Annotated in this window: 12 protein-coding genes; 6 read left to right on the forward strand and 6 right to left on the reverse strand. The window is 66.1% G+C overall.

Annotation, left to right across the window (positions count from 1 at the left end):
- Nucleotides 1-2: 2 nt before the first annotated feature.
- The gene (locus tag TabM4_RS11805; RefSeq protein WP_434612523.1) at nt 3-1001 is read left to right on the forward strand and encodes a cytochrome d ubiquinol oxidase subunit II; all 999 of its coding nucleotides are present in this window, start codon (nt 3-5) and stop codon (nt 999-1001) included.
- Here the strand turns inward: TabM4_RS11805 and TabM4_RS11810 are convergent.
- The 5 genes from TabM4_RS11810 to argE all read right to left on the reverse strand — a co-directional run bounded on the left by TabM4_RS11810 (nt 998) and on the right by argE (nt 6553).
- Nucleotides 998-1357: a DUF1304 domain-containing protein gene (locus tag TabM4_RS11810; protein WP_434612525.1), complete on the reverse strand. Its 360-nt coding sequence runs from the start codon at nt 1355-1357 to the stop codon at nt 998-1000. The genes TabM4_RS11805 and TabM4_RS11810 overlap by 4 nt on opposite strands.
- A complete protein-coding gene (locus tag TabM4_RS11815; protein ID WP_434612527.1) occupies nt 1354-2520 on the reverse strand; it encodes a M20 aminoacylase family protein in 1167 nt (388 codons plus the stop codon). Before TabM4_RS11815 ends, TabM4_RS11810 begins: the two co-directional genes overlap by 4 nt.
- Nucleotides 2521-2574: 54 nt before the next feature.
- Nucleotides 2575-3828: an Hsp70 family protein gene (locus TabM4_RS11820; RefSeq protein ID WP_434612529.1), complete on the reverse strand. Its 1254-nt coding sequence runs from the start codon at nt 3826-3828 to the stop codon at nt 2575-2577.
- 200 nt (nt 3829-4028) lie between these two features.
- Entirely contained in the window at nt 4029-5372 is a 1344-nt protein-coding gene (locus TabM4_RS11825) for an NAD(P)/FAD-dependent oxidoreductase (RefSeq protein ID WP_434622050.1), read from the reverse strand.
- Nucleotides 5372-6553 carry an acetylornithine deacetylase gene (gene argE, locus TabM4_RS11830; RefSeq protein WP_434612531.1) on the reverse strand — a complete coding sequence of 394 codons (1182 nt, stop codon included), beginning with the start codon at nt 6551-6553 and terminating at the stop codon, nt 5372-5374. The genes TabM4_RS11825 and argE overlap by 1 nt, the downstream gene beginning before the upstream one ends.
- A gap of 213 nt (nt 6554-6766) precedes the next feature.
- Between argE and TabM4_RS11835 the strand changes: the two genes are divergently transcribed.
- The 5 genes from TabM4_RS11835 to TabM4_RS11855 all read left to right on the forward strand — a co-directional run bounded on the left by TabM4_RS11835 (nt 6767) and on the right by TabM4_RS11855 (nt 12539).
- Nucleotides 6767-7777 (forward strand): ABC transporter ATP-binding protein, encoded by a 1011-nt coding sequence (locus tag TabM4_RS11835; RefSeq protein ID WP_434612533.1) that lies wholly within the window; start codon nt 6767-6769, stop codon nt 7775-7777.
- On the forward strand, nt 7770-8831 hold the full coding sequence (locus TabM4_RS11840; protein WP_434612535.1) for an ABC transporter ATP-binding protein: 1062 nt from the start codon (nt 7770-7772) through the stop codon (nt 8829-8831). The genes TabM4_RS11835 and TabM4_RS11840 overlap by 8 nt, the downstream gene beginning before the upstream one ends.
- The gene (locus TabM4_RS11845; RefSeq protein ID WP_434612537.1) at nt 8828-10531 is read left to right on the forward strand and encodes a peptide ABC transporter substrate-binding protein; all 1704 of its coding nucleotides are present in this window, start codon (nt 8828-8830) and stop codon (nt 10529-10531) included. The genes TabM4_RS11840 and TabM4_RS11845 overlap by 4 nt, the downstream gene beginning before the upstream one ends.
- 84 nt (nt 10532-10615) lie before the next feature.
- A complete protein-coding gene (locus tag TabM4_RS11850) occupies nt 10616-11623 on the forward strand; it encodes an ABC transporter permease (protein WP_434612539.1) in 1008 nt (335 codons plus the stop codon).
- A complete protein-coding gene (locus tag TabM4_RS11855; protein WP_434612541.1) occupies nt 11616-12539 on the forward strand; it encodes an ABC transporter permease in 924 nt (307 codons plus the stop codon). The genes TabM4_RS11850 and TabM4_RS11855 overlap by 8 nt, the downstream gene beginning before the upstream one ends.
- A 111-nt stretch (nt 12540-12650) precedes the next feature.
- Here TabM4_RS11855 and TabM4_RS11860 read toward each other — a convergent pair whose 3' ends face one another.
- Nucleotides 12651-13934, reverse strand: coding sequence for a DUF3422 family protein (locus TabM4_RS11860; protein WP_434612543.1), 1284 nt, complete (start codon nt 13932-13934; stop codon nt 12651-12653).
- Nucleotides 13935-14151 lie beyond the last annotated feature (217 nt).

Here is a 14151-nt window from a genome sequence, read left to right on the forward strand (position 1 = left end):
CGATGTTCGATCCGGAAGCGCTGCCGTTGATCTTTGCCGCCCTGATGGGGGTATCGATCCTGCTTTATGTCGTGCTGGACGGGTTCGACCTTGGGGTGGGCCTGCTGTTCCCCTTCGCCGAAGAGGCGGAGCGGGATCGCATGATCGCCTCCATCGGGCCGTTCTGGGATGCCAATGAGACATGGCTGGTTCTGGCCATCGGGATATTGCTGGTGGCCTTTCCCGTGGCGCATGGGGATATCCTGACGGCGCTTTACCTGCCGGTGGCGGTGATGCTGATCGGGTTGATCCTGCGGGGCGTGGCGTTCGAGTTCCGGGCCAAGGCGCCGCTTGGGCACAAGCGGCCTTGGGATGTGGCCTTCTGGGCGGGGTCGTTGATGACGGCGCTGGCGCAGGGTTTCATGCTGGGCATGTATGTGATGGGGCTGGAATGGACTTGGGCCAAGGTGGCCTTCGCCGCGCTGACGGCAGGGTCTCTGGCCGTTGCCTATAGTTTCATCGGGGCGGGGTGGGTGATCCTGAAGACGGATGGCGTGTTGCAGAAGAAGGCCGTGGATTGGGCCAAGGGCGGCATCTGGGGGATGGTTCTGGGGATGGGGGCGGTTTCCGTTGCCACGCCGCTGGTGAGCGCGCGCATCTTCGACAAGTGGTTCCGTTTCCCCGAGATCGTGGCGCTGGCCCCCCTTCCCCTGATGTCTGGGCTGCTGGTGGCGCTGCTGTGGCTGGCGCTGCGGCGGCTGCCGACGGCGAATGACAGTTTCGCGTGGTTTCCCTTCGTGGGGGCGGTCGTGTTGATGGTGCTGGGGTTCTTCGGGATGGCCTACAGTTTCTATCCCTATATCGTGCCCGAGCAGTTGACGATCTGGGACGCGGCGGCCAGCACGGAGAGCCTGACGATCATCCTTGTGGGCACGCTGATCGTGCTGCCGATGATCCTTGGCTATACGGTGCTGGCCTATGTGATCTTCCGCGGCAAGGCCACCAAGCTGAGCTATGACTAGATCCGCAGGGTGACGGCGATCAGGGCGAGGGCTGCGGGAAGCGCCTGGATGAAGAGGATGCGGCGGCTGGCGGTGGCCGCGCCGTAGAGGCCCGCGATCAGGACGCAGGCAAGGAAGAAGATGGCGAGGGGGCGTCCCCATGAGGTGACGCCCTCGGCCACGGCCCAGAAGAGGCCCGCGGCGAGGAAGCCGTTATAGAGGCCCTGATTGGCGGCGAGGGTCTTGGTTGCCCGCGCGAAATCCTCACTCGTGCCGAAGGCGCGGCGGGTGCGGGGATGTTCCCAGCGGAACATCTCCAGCACCAAGATATAGACATGCAGCGCCCCGATGGCGGCGGTGAGGCCCGCCCCGATCATGCGGCGGGCATCCGCGATTCCACCATCCCGGCATACCAGCTTGCGCCGAAGGGGATGACGTTGTCGTCGAAGTTGTAGGCGGGGTGGTGGACCATCGCCGTATCGCCATTGCCCACGAAGATATAGGCGCCGGGGCGTTCGTTAAGCATGAAGCTGAAATCCTCGGCCCCCATCAGCGGCGCGGTATCGGGGTCGACATGGCCCGAGACCTGACGCGCGACTTCGACGGCGTAATCGGTGTTCTCCTCGGCATTGATGGTGACCGGGTAGCCACGGGTGTAATTGACCGTGGCGGTCGCGCCCAGCGCCAGAGCGGTGCCCGAGACGATTTCGGAGATGCGGGTTTCCACGAAATCCTGCACCTTGTGATCCATGGTGCGGACCGTGCCCTTCATCTTCACCACCTGCGGGATGACGTTATGGGCGGTGCTATCGGTTTCCACCGTGCAGACCGACACGACGACCTGCTTCAGCGGATCGACATTGCGGGACGCGATGGTCTGCAGCGCCACGATGATATGGGCGGCGACCACGGTGGTATCCACGCAATCATGCGGCTTGGCGGCATGGCCGCCCTTGCCCGTCACCGTGATATCGAACTGGTCGGCGGCGGCCATGAGCGCGCCCTTGCGGATTGCGAAATGGCCCACCGGGATGCCGGGCATGTTGTGCATGCCGTAAACCTCTTGGATCCCCCAGCGGTCCATCATGCCATCGGCCACCATCTCGCGCCCGCCGCCGCCGCCTTCTTCGGCGGGCTGGAAGATGACGACGGTGGTGCCGTCGAAATTGCGCGTCTCGGCAAGGTATTTGGCCGCGCCAAGGAGCATGGCGGTATGGCCGTCATGGCCGCAGGCATGCATCTTGCCCGGGGTCTTGGAGGCATAGGGAACCCCCGTCTGTTCGATGATCGGCAGCGCGTCCATATCGGCGCGCAGGCCCACGACGCGGCCCGTCGTATCCGTCTTGCCCCTGATCACGCCCACGACGCCGGTGCGGCCGATGCCTTCGACCACCTCGTCGCAGCCGAACTGGCGCAGGAGATCGGCCACCTTGGCCGCCGTGCGGTGGACGTCGAAGAGCAGTTCGGGATGTTCGTGGAAATCGCGCCGCCATGCGGTGATTTCGGGCAGCAGTTCGGCGAAGCGGTTCTTGACGGGCATTTGCGGTCTCCTTTGGGGCAAGCCTAGCGGAGACGCGCCCGCGCGCAAGGGCCGTCAGGCGAAACGCCGCCGCGCCTCGAGCGCGAGGCCGGTGCCGACCGATCCGAGCATGTCGCCGGTGGCGAGGCGGGCATGGGGCAGCGCCTCGGCCAGCATGGCCTGCAGCAGGGGCAGTTGCGAGGAACCGCCGGTCAGGAAGACCGTGGCGATGCGGTCGGGCGTCAACCCCGCCTCGGCCAGCGTCGAAGCGATCAGGGCGCGGAGGCGGGCGGTGGGTGGGGCAAGGGCCGCCTCGAAATCGGCGCGGCGGATCACGGGGTTGGGGCCGGTGGTCAGTGGGGCCAGCATCAGGCGCGCGGCCTCGGCACCCGACAGGGCGATCTTGGCGCGCTCCACCTCCATCGCGATGGCATGGCCGTGTCGGTGGGTGACGACATGGATCATGCGGTCGATCAGGTCGGGGCGGTCGGCCTCGTGCCGCAGGCTCTTCAGATCGGTCATCACACGCGGGGCATAAAGGGCGTTTATGCGATGCCACGTGGCCATATCCTGCCAGTAATGGCGCGGCAGGATGCCCTGCCCCGCCTTGCTGGTGGAAAGGTAACCCAGATGCGGCATGGCCTCGGCCAGCGAAAGGAGGCGGTCGAAATCGGTGCCGCCCAGCCGGATGCCGCCATTGGCGAGGATGTCGCCCGCCCGGTCTGCCGCCCGCGCCCGATCCGGAGACAGGCGCAGGACCGAAAGGTCGGATGTCCCACCGCCGATGTCGAAGACGAGGACCGTTTCTTCCGCCCGCAGCCCCTGTTCGTAATGCAGGGCGGCGGCGACGGGTTCGAACTGGAATTCCACCTCGCGGAACCCGCAGGCGCGGGCGATTTCGGCCAGCGCGCCTTCGGCGCTCGCATCGCCTTCGGCGTCGTCATCTACGAAATGGACGGGCCTGCCGAAGACGGCGCGGTCGATCCCCGGCGCGGCGTGGTCAAGCCGCAGGCGCAGATGGCCGATGAAGCGCGCCAGCACGTCGCGGAAGGAAACCGCCCTGCCCCCGATGGCGGTGCGGTCATTCACCAGCGCCGATCCCAGCGTGCTTTTCAGCCCGCGCATCAGGCGGCCTTCCTCGCCCTCCAGATAGGCGGCGATGGCGGCACGGCCGAAATCGGGCGCGGGCCCGTCGGCATGGAAGAAGACGGCGGAGGGCAGCGTGACCTCCTCCCCCTCCAGCGCGATCAGCCGTGCGCCAGAGGCATCGGCCAGCCCCACGGTGGAATTGGAGGTGCCGAAGTCGATCCCTGCAAACAACCCCGCCATGCCGCGCCCCCAAGACAGAAAGGCGCGCGGCCTAACCCGCCCGTGCGCCGAAGGCAACCGCCCTGCCCCTTCGTCTTGGCGAAAATACCCACAGGGGGTGAGGCGCGGCACGCGCCGAGGGGGCGCGTGCGCCCCCTGACGACGGAGGAGACGCGAAGGCGTCTCCGACAGGAAAGGAATGCGGGCGGAACGCCCGCGCCTTACAGCGACGGGCCGGGGATCATGGGCGATCCATCGGTAAAACGCGCGAGGCGGAAGCGGTGCAGGTCGTGGCCGGGATCATTGCCCGCCACGAGGTCCGCCACCACGCGCCCCATGCCGGGGCCGATGCCGAAGCCGTGGCCGCACATGCCGGTGGCGATGGTCAGGCCCGGCAGCTTCTCCACCCGGTCCACCACGGGCACCACATCGGGCAGCGTGTCGATCATCCCGCCCCATGCGGCGCGCAGGCGCGGGCGGCCAAGGCCGGGGAAGGCCGCGGCGAAGAAGGCCTGCACCTTGGCGATGCGGTCCATGTTGGGCGCGGGGTTCAACACACGGATCGCCTCGAAGGGCGAGGCCTCGTCGCCGCCCCAGCGGCGGGGGGTGCCCCATGCGTCGGGATAGCCCTTGGGGGCGGAAAGCCGGAACCCCGTCGAACGGAAATCCTTCTTCAACACGGGCAGATAGATGCCAAGGTTGCGGAAGGCGTCGGGGCCGATCCAGAAGTCATGCCCCGATCCGGGCGCGATGGAATAGCCGCCATCCTGACGGCGGCGGAAGGCGAAATCGTCATCGCAGGCATTGCCGGGAAAAATCTCGGCCATCGGTTCCGTCGCGGCGACCGAGGCGAGGACGGCAAGCTGCGGGATATCCACCCCTTCGGCCCGGAGGAAGAGCGAGGACCACGCGCCGCCCGCGACGACGACCTGATCGCAGGCGATGCGGCCCTTTTCGGTGAAGACCCCCGCCACGCGGCCCGCCTGAACGTCCAGCCGACGCACGGCGCAGGCCTCGACGATCACCGCGCCGCGCGCCTCCGCGCCTTGGGCCAGCAGGGGCACCGCCTGCCACGGCTCGGCGCGGGCGTCCGAGGGCGTGTGCAGCCCCGCGACCCATGCCTTGGCACTTCCCTTCAGCTTTTCGGCCACCGCGCCGCCGGTCATCATGTGGCTGTCGACGCCATGCGGTTTGGCGTCGGCAAGCCATGCCTCGAACCTGCCGACCTCTGCCTCGGTCTTGGCAAGGTAGAGGACGCCTTCCTGACGGAAGCCCAGCGCCTCGCCCATTTCCTGCGCCAGCGATTTCCAGATCGCCAAGCTTTCCATCATGATGGGAAGTTCGCCCATGTCGCGCCCCTGCTGGCGGCACCAGCCCCAGTTGCGGCTGGACTGTTCGCCCGCGATGCGCCCCTTTTCGCAGAGCGTGACCTTCAGGCCCCGTTCCGCAAGGAACCACGCCGTCATCACCCCGATCACGCCACCGCCCAGCACCACCACGTCGCAGGCGGCGGGGGGCGGGCCGGGGAAACGGACGGGCGAGGTTTCGGAGATCGGAAAGCGCATCATCGGGAAAGCTCGTCGAGCAGGCGTTGCATGAAGCGGTGGCCCGCCTCGAATTCCGCAAGCGACAGCCATTCATCGGCCTGATGCGCCTGCGCGATGTCGCCGGGGCCGCAGATGGCGGCGGAATAGCCCGCCTCCTGAAACTGCCCCGCCTCGGTGCCGTAGGAGACGACGCCGGTGGCATTGTCGCCGGTCAGGCGGCGGCAGATCGCCTCGGCCTCGCCTTCGCGTTCCGGCGTCAGGGCGGGCACGCCGAAGAAGCGGTCGAGGTGGATGCCCGCCTCGGGGCGGAGCTGTTTCATCGCGGCGTCGAGGCGGGCAACTTCGACGATGAAGGCCTGTGCGTGGGCCTCCAGATCCTCGCCGGGGACAACCCGCATCTCCAGCGCGAAGCGGCAATCGGCGGCGGTGATGTTATGGGCGGTCCCGCCCGAGATCATGCCGACATGCAGCGTGGTGAAGGGCGGATCGAAGGCCAGCGCCTGCGGCGCGCGGGGTTGGGCTTGGATCATCGCGTTGCGGTCATTGGCCCATTGGATCAGCCGCGCGCCTTCCATGATGGCCGAGACGCCATAGGGCAGCAGCGAGGAATGCACCTCGAACCCCTTCACATGGACGTGGAAGCCCGTGCCGCCCTTGTGGCCATTGATCACCTTCATGGTGGAGGGTTCCCCGATGATGGCGGCGGCCCCTTTGGGCAGCACGCCCTGCATGGCGGCGATCATGGGCGGGGCGCCGGTGCAGCCCACCTCCTCGTCATAACTCAGCGCGATCTGGAGGGGGCGGTTGACGCCGCGGCGATGCGCCTCCACCAGTGCCCAGATGGCCAGCGCGTCGAAGCCCTTCATGTCGCAGGTGCCGCGCCCGTAGAGACGACCGTCGCGTTCCGTCACGGTCCATGGGTCCGAGGTCCAGTGCTGGCCGTCCACGGGGACGACGTCGGTATGGCCCGACAGGACCACCGCCCCTTCCTCCCACGGCCCGGCATGGGCGAAAAGCGCGGCCTTGGTGCCGTCCTCGTTGTAGTGGCGATGCGACTGGATGCCGTGGCCGGCCAGATATTCCTCGACCCAATCCACCAACGGAAGGTTGGTGTCGCGGCTAACGGTCGGAAATTTGACCAAGCGATCAAGGATTTGGCGGGGAGAGAGCGGGGCGGAGGCGACCGTGGACGCGGGCATGTGATGCTTTCCTGTGCGATACGCTCAGGTTGGAGGCTTGGCCCCGGAGGGTCAAGAGCGGGCGGGAGGGAATGGGGGTGACGCAAGGTCAGCCCGCACAAGCGGCTTGCGGCATTGCGAAAAATCTCTAACACTCTGCCCAATACGCCGGGGCAAGGCGAAAGCCCCCACCGGAAAAACAACAATAATCATGTGACCTTGGGGGGTCTTCCTATGCCCGATGGGGCTTTGCCCATCCTCGATGTTCGGGGGCTCAAGACCGTTTTCAAGACGCGCGGCGGCGAAATCCATGCTGTGAATTCGGTGAGTTTCCACCTGCGCCCCGGTGAGTTGCTGGGTGTGGTCGGAGAAAGCGGGTCGGGCAAGTCGGTGACGATGATGTCGCTGATCGGGCTTCTGCCCTCGCCGCCGGCCGAGGTGCGGGCGGGCGAGGTGCTGCTGGGGGGGCGCGACCTGCTGAAGCTTGCGCCGCGCGACCTGCAATCGGTGCGGGGGGCGAAGGTGGGCTTCGTGTTTCAGGACCCGATGACCAGCCTGAACCCGGTCTTCACCGTGGGGAACCAGATCATGGAACCCCTGATGAAGCATATGGGGATGACCAAGGCGCAGGCGGAGGTCCGGGCGGCAGAGCTTTTGTCGCTGGTGGGGATTTCGGATGCGAAGAAGCGGCTGAAGAGCTATCCGCACCAGTTTTCGGGCGGGATGCGGCAGCGGGTGATGATCGCCATCGCGCTGGCCTGCGACCCGGACGTCCTGATCGCGGATGAGCCGACGACGGCGCTGGACGTGACGATTCAGGCGCAGATCATCGAACTGGTGAAGGAGTTGCGCCAGAAGCTGGGCATGGCCATCGTCTGGATCACCCATGACCTTGGGGTGATCGCGGGCATCGCCGACCGGGTGATGGTGATGTATGGCGGGCAGGTGGTGGAACAGGCCCCGGTGCGGGAACTGTTCGCCAATCCGCAGCATCCCTATACGCGCGCCCTTCTGAAAACCGTGCCCGCCCTGACCGGGGAACGCGCCGCCCGGCTGGAGGTGATCCAAGGCCAGCCGCCGATCCTGCAGGGCGAACCCGTGGCCTGCCCCTTCCGCGCGCGCTGCGCCCATGCCCATCCGCGATGCGAGGCCGAGAACCCCGTACGGCGCGCCGTGGATGGCAAGCCCGTGGGTCAGGGGCATGACGTGGCCTGCCACTGGTCGCCGGAGGTGGCGCATGGCTGATGGCGCGATGAAGACCCCGTTGGTCAGCGTGCGGGGGTTGAAGATGCACTTCCCCATCCATGCGGGCATCCTGCGCCGCAAGGTGGGCGCGGTGAAGGCGGTGGATGGCGTCTCCTTTGACATCTTCGAGGGGGAAACCCTTGGGCTTGTTGGCGAATCCGGTTGCGGCAAGTCGACGGTGGGGCGCGCCCTCCTGCGGCTTTATGAACCGACGGCGGGACAGGTGGTGATCGGCGGCGAGGATATCGCAAGCCTGCCGCCCGACGCGCTGCGCAAGAAACGCCCGATGATGCAGATGGTGTTTCAGGACCCGCAGGCCTCGCTGAATCCGCGCATGTCGGTGGCGGCGATCATCGGCGAGCCCTTGGACGAACATACCGACTGGGACGAGGCGAAGAAGACCGCGCGGGTCTATGAATTGATGGATCAGGTGGGGCTGAACCGCCGCTTTGCGAACCGCTATCCGCACGAATTCTCGGGCGGGCAGCGGCAGCGGATCGGGATCGCCCGCGCCCTTGCGTTGAACCCCAAGTTCATCGTCTGCGACGAACCCATCGCGGCGCTGGACGTTTCGATTCAGGCGCAGGTGGTGAACCTTCTGGAAGACCTGCAGGACAGGCTGGGACTGACCTACCTGTTCATCAGCCACGACCTTTCCATGGTCCGCCACATCGCCGACCGCGTGGCGGTGATGTATCTGGGCCAGATCGCCGAACTCTCGCCGCGCGACGCGCTTTATGCGCGCCCCCTGCACCCCTATGCCGAGGCGCTGCTTTCGGCGGTGCCGGAGGCCGACCCCGCGCTGGAGGCGACGCGGCAGCGGATCATCCTGAAAGGCGACGTCCCCTCGCCCGCCAATCCGCCCAAGGGCTGCAATTTCTGCACGCGCTGCCCCAAGGTGATGGCGGTCTGCCGCGATGTCGAACCCCGATTGACCGAGGTGGAACCCGGGCGCTTCGTCGCCTGCCACCTTTTCGATGCGAATACAGCCGGGGGGCAGGCATCCCCCGGTGCCGAGGTGCGCGAGCACAACCAACAAGGAGAAGCGAAATGAAATTCAGAACCGCCCTTCTGGGCGCTGCGGCGGCCTTCGTGCTGGCGCCTGCGGCCCATGCCGAACGGGGCGCCGACGGCGAAGTGAAGATCTTCTATTATCAGGCCGTTTCGACGCTGAATGCCTATCTGTCCTCGGGGACGAAGGACGTCGAGGCCGGTTCGCTGGTGCTGGAGCCGCTGGCGGGCTTCGATCAGGACGGGCAGCTTTTCCCGCGTCTGGCAGTCGATATCCCGACGGTGGAGAATGGCGGCGTTTCAGCCGACCTGACGACCATCACATGGAAGCTGAAGGAAGGGCTTCTGTGGTCGGACGGCACGCCGGTGACCAGCGCGGATGTGAAATTCACCTATGAATACTGCACCGCCCCCGATGGCGGCTGCGCGCAGGGCGCGAAATACGAAGGCATCAAGTCCATCGACACGCCCGACGACCTGACCGTGGTCATCACCTTCGAGGCACCGAAGCCCTATCCCTATCAGCCCTTCACGGGCGGCACCGCGCCGATCCTGCAGAAGGCGCAGTTCGAGGCCTGCCTCGGCGCTGCGGCGGCAAGCTGCGTGGAGCAGAATTCGAAGCCCATCGGCACCGGTCCCTTCGTCGTCACCGACTTCAAGGTGAATGACGTGGTGACGCTGGAAGCCAACCCGAACTATCGCGACGCGGCCAAGCCCGCCTTCGGCAAGGTCACGATCAAGGGCGGCGGCGATGCGCTGGCGGCGGCCTCGGCGGTGATGGAGACGGGCGAGTTCGACTATGCGTGGAACACCCAGATCAACCCCGACCAGCAGAAGCAGATGGAAGCGGGCGGCAAGGGCTCCTTCGTCAATGCCTTCGGCACGCTGGTGGAGCGGATCGAGATCAACATGACCAACCCCGATCCGGCCCTGCCGGAAGGCGAGCGGTCCACGGTCAAGCACCCGCATCCGATCTTCACCGATCCGAAGGTCCGCAAGGCGCTGTCGATCGCCATCGACCGTCAGGCGCTGGTGGATATCGGCTATGGCGGCGCGGGCCGTCCGACCTGCAACCTCGTGCCCGCCCCGGCCTATCAGGCATCGGACAACACCGAATGCCTGACGCAGGATCTGGAAGGCGCCAAGGCCCTGCTGGCCGAAGCCGGCTGGACCGATACCGATGGTGACGGCATCCTCGACAAGGACGGGAAGAAGTTCTCGATCCTCTACCAGACCTCGGTCAACGCGGTGCGTCAGGACTTCCAGGCGCTGATCAAGGGCTGGTGGAATGCCATCGGCATCGAAGTGGAACTGAAGTCGATCGACGCGTCGGTCTTCTTCGGCGGTGACGCGGCCTCGCCCGACACCTTCCAGAAGTTCTATGCCGATGTCGAGATGTATGCCAACAACTTCGACGGCACCGATGCCGAGCCCTACATGTCGCAATACCTCTGCGACAAGATCCCGGGCCCGGAAAACCAGTGGCAGGGCGAGAACATCAACCGCTTCTGCGACCCGGCCTATGACGCGCTGGTGAAGGAGCTGTCCACCACCTCGGGCATCGAGGCGCGGGGCGAGCTGGTGAAGAAGCTGAACGACATGCTGACCAAGGACAGCAATGTCGTCATCCCGCTGGTGGATCGCGGCCGCTTCTCGGCCAAGTCCAACACGCTGGACGGGTTCGTGATGAACTCGTGGGACACCGAACTGTGGAACGTCCAGGACTGGACCCGCGTGAAGTGATCTGAACCGGGGCGCGCGGCAGGCAACGGCCTGCCGCGCGCCCGCCTTTCCGACCCTTTCCCTGCCAGTATCCTTGGGACGTCCATGCTGACATTCACGCTCCGGCGACTGATGACCGCGATTCCGACGCTTCTTTTGATAAGCCTCGTGATCTTCCTGCTGGTCGACCTCGCCCCCGGAAGCCCGCTTTCCGACGTTCCCCTGACCGTGCCGCCGGACGTGCGGCAGAAGATGCTCGCGGCGATGGGGGCGGACCAGCCGGTCATGGTGCGCTATTTCCTGTGGTTGAAGCAGTTCTTCTGGATCGAGCCGCTGTACGGTATCGACGCCCTGTTCGGGACAGACTTCGCCCAAGGGGCGCAACGGATCATCAGCTGGCAATCCAAGGTGCCGGTGTTCCAGATCATCGGGGAACGCCTGCCCCAGACGCTGACCGTGGTGGGGACGGCCTATCTGATCGGGGTGCTGATCGCGCTGCCCATCGGCATCTATTCCGCCTATCGGCAATATTCGTGGTTCGATCAGGCGGGGACCTTTTTCGCGATGGCGGGGTTTTCGGTCCCGACCTTCTTTACCGGCAACGTGCTGATCCTGATCTTCGCGGTGAACCTCGGCTGGTTTCCGACGATCTACGACACCAATCTGGAGGTGGTGGACTGGGCCAGTTTCAAGGCCATGCTGGCGCAGATGGCGCTGCCGGTGATGGTGCTGGCCCTGTTCAACGCGGCGGAGATCAGCCGCTATACCCGGTCTTCGGTGCTGGAGAACCTTGGTCAGGATTACGTGCGGACCGCGCGGGCCAAGGGGATGGGCGAGCAGAAAGTGGTTCTGAAGCACGTGCTGCGCAATTCGCTTATCCCGGTCGTCACCGTGGTCGCGCTGGGTCTGCCCACGGTTTTCGGCGGTGCCATCGTGACCGAGCAGATCTTCAAGATCAACGGGATCGGGGCGGCGCTCATCGGGGCGATCAATGTGTCGGACCTGCCCACCGTGCAGACCGTGACCTTCATCTTCGCGGTGCTGATCGTGATGTTCAACCTGATCGCGGATATCCTTTACGGCATCCTCGACCCGAGGATCCGCTATGACTGAGACCGCCGTGCAGATCGAAAAGGTGCGTGGGCCCTGGGCCGATGTCTGGGCGCAGTTTCGCAAGCACAAGGGGGCGATGGCCGCGCTGGTGATGCTGGGGGGGCTGGCGGTGTTCTGCCTGCTGGGGCCTCTGGTCTGGCGGATCGATCCCAACTTCATCGAGAGCGACACGGTGAAGATGTTCAAGATGCGCAATCAGGGGCCGAGCCTCGCGCATCCGCTGGGGACGGACCAGTTGGGGCGCGACATGCTGGCCCGGATGATGTTCGGGGGGCGGATTTCGCTGGCCGTGGGGATGGTGGCGATGTTGGTCGCCATCTTCATCGGCACGACGGTGGGGGTTCTGGCGGGCTACTTCCGTCGGCTGGACGGGGTGCTGATGCGGTTGACGGACCTTTTCCTTGCGCTGCCGCTGCTGCCACTCCTGCTGGTGATGATGTTCCTGTTCCGCGACACGGTGGCGGGCATCCTTGGCCCCCGGCTGGGGACCTTCCTGCTGATCGTCATGGCCATCGGCCTGACAAGCTGGATGCAGGCGGCGCGGGTGGTGCGGGGCGAGGTGCTGGCCTTGAAGGAGCGGGAATTCGTGCTGGCGGCGCGGTCCATCGGGACGCCCTCGCGCCGGATCATCACGCGCCACATCCTGCCCAACGTGCTGTCGCCCGTGCTGGTGGCGGCGACGCTGGGCATTGCGGCGGCGATCATCACGGAATCGGTGCTGTCCTTCCTGGGCCTTGGCTTTCCGCCGGATTTCCCGACCTGGGGCCGGCTGCTTTACGACGGGATCGCCGAGATCCGGACATACCCTGAGCGGGTGATCTGGCCGGGGCTCGCGATTTCGCTGACGGTTCTGTCGGTGAACTACATCGGCGACGGGCTGCGCGACGCGTTGGACCCGCGCATCCGTGGGCGCTGAGGCGGACGATTTTTCTGCGAAAAATCAGGGGGGCTGTCTGCCCCCCTCTTGGCCTGCGGCCAATTCACCCCCCGAGGATATTTGAAAACGGCTGAAGGGCGCGGAAGCGCGTCAGTCGAAATGGTTGCGGATGCGGCGCACCATGAGCCAGACCGCCAGCAGGACCAGCGGGGTAAGGAGCGCCATCAGCGCGCCGTGGGAGAGGTGGACCCTGTGCGCCAGCGGCTCTAGCGCATAGGCGGCAAGGTTGACGGCGTAATAGCTGATCGCGACGGTGGAGAGCCCCTCGACCGTGCGTTGCAGGCGCAGTTGCAGATCGGCGCGTTTGTCCATGCTTTCCAGAAGTTTCTGGTTCTGGGCGCTGCGTTCCACATCGACCCGTGTGCGCAGCAGTTCGGCCGCGCGCTGTGCCCGTTCCGCCATGCTCTTCAGCCGCGCCTCGGCGGATTTCACCGTGCGCATCGCCGGGTCGTAGCGGCGCATCATGAATTCGCCGAAGGTCTGGCGGCCCTGTATCCGCGCCTCGCGCATCACCTCGATCCGCTGGTTGACGATGGCCTCATAGGCCGAGGTCGCGCCGAAACGGAAGGAGAACTGCACTGCAAGGCTTTCCAGTTCCGCCGAGATCGTGAGGAGTTCATGCAGCGCCGCCTCGGGCGAGCGCTCCGAAGTGTCGAGCGCGGAGACGAGCGCCATGAGCTGCGGGTCGAGGCCGTTCAGCCGCGCCGTCAACTGGCGCGAGCGCATGAGGCCCAGCATGGACATGGAACGGTAGGTCTCCACCTCGCAAAGGCGCTGAACGATGCGGCCCACGCGGCGGGCGCCGGTGCCGGGGCGGACGAATACGGCAAAGCGCATGTGGCCTGCCGGATCGATGCGGAAATCGCCCGCGACGATGGCCGCGCCATCCACCACGCGGCTGACGGCAAGGCTTTCGGGGACGAACCAGTCCTCCAGCTTTTCCATCACCGCCTCGTCATCCTCGGGCATCTCTTCCACCCGGATGAGGACGGAACAGATGCGCTTGCCGGGCGCCGCGGCGAGCCAATCCTCGGGGAAGACATCGGCCTCGTCCGGGTCGAAGGGGCGCTTGGACAGGCCGGGGCCGAAGGCGGAATAGGTGACGAACTCGGTATGGCTTTCCCATTTCAGGTCATGCCGCCCGATGGGGCCGGAGAAATGCGTGGCATCGGGTTGCGGATGGGCCGAGGCGTGGCGGTCCAGCAGGGCCAGAAGATGCGCGCGGTCGCGGGCGCGGTCGCGGTTGGCGGCATCGACCGGTTCCTTGATCGCCATGTAGACGGCGTGGCAGGGCACCTCGAGCGAGGGGAAGGGCCGCGCGTGCAACTCGTTCACGAGGGCATAGCGGAGCGGGTGGTCTGCGATGGTGGCCATGGGCATCCTGCCTGTCTTTTCCGCGAGGTAGGGCGTGGCGCGGTCGGCTTCCAGTGAAATGGCGGGATACGCGGGTATGCAAGGGCGCTGTTGCAGAAAAGCCCGCGGGATGGGCGGCGGGCGGGGGGGATGCCGAAGATGCGGGCGGGCGGGAACGGGCAGCAGGTCCGGGACAGGCTTTCCGCAAGTGGGCATGAAAAGGCCCCGGTCTTGCGAC

The organism is Tabrizicola sp. M-4 (assembly GCF_051132405.1).
Lineage (GTDB): Bacteria > Pseudomonadota > Alphaproteobacteria > Rhodobacterales > Rhodobacteraceae > Paragemmobacter.